The sequence below is a fragment of the Rhodoplanes roseus genome (genome assembly GCF_003258865.1).
Classification (GTDB): domain Bacteria; phylum Pseudomonadota; class Alphaproteobacteria; order Rhizobiales; family Xanthobacteraceae; genus Rhodoplanes; species Rhodoplanes roseus.
The window spans coordinates 14,885-17,380 of record NZ_NPEX01000115.1 but is presented as its reverse complement, the minus strand read 5'-3'; the positions used below and the strand labels follow the sequence as shown (position 1 = coordinate 17,380).

Sequence of the window (2,496 nt, the reverse complement as noted above, 5' to 3'; positions counted from 1 at the left end):
CGCGGCGCGTTGCGCCGCGCCCGGGACACGCGAGCCTCTCGGTTGCCTACACGTGCTGGCCGCCGTTGATGTGGATCTCGGCGCCGTTCACGTAGGACGAGGTCTCGGTGCACAGCACATAGATGATCTTGGCCACCTCGTCGGTGGTGCCGAGGCGCTGCATCGGGATCTGGGCGACGATCTTGTCGGTGCCGGGGGAGAGGATCGCGGTGTCGATCTCGCCCGGCGCGATGGCGTTGACCCGGATGCCGACGCGGCCGAAGTCGGCCGCCATCTCGCGGGTGAGCGCGGCGAGCGCCGCCTTCGAGGTCGAGTAGGCCGAGCCGGCGAACGGGTGCACGCGCGAGCCGGCGATCGAGGTGACGTTGACGACCGAGCCCTTGGCCGCCTTCAGCTCCTCGATCAGGCCGCGCGCCAGCATCACGGGCGCGAAGAAGTTGATCTGGAACACCTGCTGCCAGGTGTCGAGCGTCGTGTTGATGGTGCTCAGCCGGCCGCCTTCCTCGTCCTTGGGCGAGATGCCGGCGTTGTTGACCAGCGCGTGCAGCTCGCCGCCGTCGAGCCGCTGCTTCACCTCGGCGATGGCGTCACGGGTGGAGGCCGGGTCGGCGAGGTCGACCTGGATGTGGTCCTCCGGCCCCATCGCCCACGGGCAGTTCTCCGGGAAGGCGTGGCGCGAGCAGGTGATCACGCGCCAGCCCGCCGCCGAGAAGCGCTTCACGGTGGCGTGGCCGATGCCCCGGCTGGCGCCGGTGAGCAGGAGCGTGCGGCGCGGCTGGTTGCTGGTCGGCGTGTTCATGGGTGGCCCCTCGGTCGGACGGTCAATCGGTCGGTGGTGAAAACGTCAGGGGTAAAGGCGGAACTTGGTCCAGGGCGCGCTGGGGCGCTCGCGCTTGAAGACGACCCGGTCGTGCAGGCGGAACGGGCGATCCTGCCAGAATTCGATCGAGAGCGGCGCAATCCGGTAGCCCACCCAGGTCGGCGGACGCGGCACGGTTCCGACCGCGTATTTGGCCGTGTAATAGGCCACCGACTTCTCGAACGCCAGCCGGCTCTCCAGCGGGGTCGACTGCTTGCTGGCCCAGGCGCCGATCTTCGATTGGCGCGGCCGGCTCTCGAAATAGACGTCGGCCTCCTCGTCGGGGACCATCGAGATCGGCCCGCGCAGCCGCACCTGCCGCTGCAGGGACTTCCAGTGGAACACCGCGGCCGCGGACGGATTGGCGGCGATCTCCTGGCCCTTCTGGCTGGTCTGGTGCGTGTAGAACACGAACCCGTGCGAGTCGAAGCCCTTCAGCAGCACCATCCGGACGTTCGGCATGCCGCCGGCATCGGCCGTGGCGATCGCCATCGCGTTCGGATCGGCGGGCTCGCTGCGCTTGGCGTCCTCGAACCACTGGGCGAACAGCGCGATCGGCTCGTCGGCCTCGGTGAAATCACCAGTCGTTAACCGGCTCGTGTGTTCAATCGAACGTGTCTCGGACATGTCTCGGAGCACCTCTTGGCAGACTCGCAGTGGACCCGCGCCGACGGCTACGGGCCTTATAGGCCCGACGCTTCCGGCCGCCTATGCCGCCGATGCGGCATCGGCGTTGCCGGAACGGGGCTCGTCCTCGCGGTGGGGCTGCTGCTGGGCGGCTGCAGCTTTTCCTATCAATTGGGGTCGCTGATGGGAAAAGACGAGGAACCGGTCAAGGGTGGCGTCACCGGCTCGATCGGCAGCCGGCGCGTCCCGGGTGTCGCGGCATCAGGCGCCGCACCCGCATCGGTCGCGACCCAGGCCGAGGCGGCGATGCCGGGCGAGGCGGACCTCGCGGTGGCCCGCAGCGCCATCGCCGAGGCGCTCGGCAAGAGCGGCACCACGACGAGCTCCTCCTGGGAGAACCCGGCGACCGGCGCGCGCGGAACCGTCACGCCGATCACGGCGGCCTACAAGGACGAGGGGCGCACCTGCCGCGACTTCCTGGCGAGCCACGTGCGCGACGGCAACGAGACGTGGCTGCAAGGCGGCGCCTGCCGGATCGCGCCGGGCCGCTGGGAGGTCAAGCGGCTGAAGCCGTGGAAGCGGGCCTGACGCGGGGGCTTGGTTCGCCGGTCGGAATCGCGCGAGATGGGCTCGTCGGAGCGCCGCCGCGTTGCGAAAAGCGTCGCTTCCCCCCACATTTACCGCGAACGGGCCCGACACGGCCCCGGCGGATTTTGGAGTTTCGAGAGCATGCGCAACCCCTACGAGGTTCTCGGGGTGCCGCGGACGGCGGACGCGGGCGCGATCAAGAGCGCGTTCCGCAAGCTCGCCAAGAAGCTGCACCCCGACGCGAACAAGGACGATCCGAAGAGCGCCAAGCGCTTCTCCGAGATCAACCAGGCCTACGAGATTCTCGGCGACGAGAAGAAGCGCAAGGCCTTCGACCGCGGCGAGATCGACGCCGAAGGCAAGCCGCGCTTCCACGGCTTCGAGGGCTTCGGCGCCCAGCCGGGCGCCGGCGGGCCGGGGGG

At 69.6% G+C, this 2,496-nt stretch carries 4 protein-coding genes; 2 read left to right on the top strand and 2 right to left on the bottom strand.

Annotation, left to right across the window (positions count from 1 at the left end; all coding sequences use genetic code 11):
- Positions 1–46 precede the first annotated feature (46 nt).
- Together CH341_RS16920 and pdxH are read right to left on the bottom strand one after the other, a co-directional pair.
- On the bottom strand, positions 47–799 hold the full coding sequence (locus tag CH341_RS16920) for an SDR family NAD(P)-dependent oxidoreductase (RefSeq protein WP_111420180.1): 753 nt from the start codon (positions 797–799) through the stop codon (positions 47–49).
- Positions 800–844: 45 nt separating this feature from the next.
- On the bottom strand, positions 845–1,486 hold the full coding sequence (pdxH, locus tag CH341_RS16915) for a pyridoxamine 5'-phosphate oxidase (RefSeq protein WP_111420179.1): 642 nt from the start codon (positions 1,484–1,486) through the stop codon (positions 845–847).
- Between the two features lie 15 nt (positions 1,487–1,501).
- Between pdxH and CH341_RS16910 the strand changes: the two genes are divergently transcribed.
- Positions 1,502–2,074: an RT0821/Lpp0805 family surface protein gene (locus tag CH341_RS16910; protein ID WP_245431106.1), complete on the top strand. Its 573-nt coding sequence runs from the start codon at positions 1,502–1,504 to the stop codon at positions 2,072–2,074.
- A 141-nt stretch (positions 2,075–2,215) separates the two neighbouring features.
- Positions 2,216–2,496 (top strand): J domain-containing protein (locus CH341_RS35920; protein WP_245431105.1); only part of this gene is annotated, 281 nt, incomplete at its 3' end.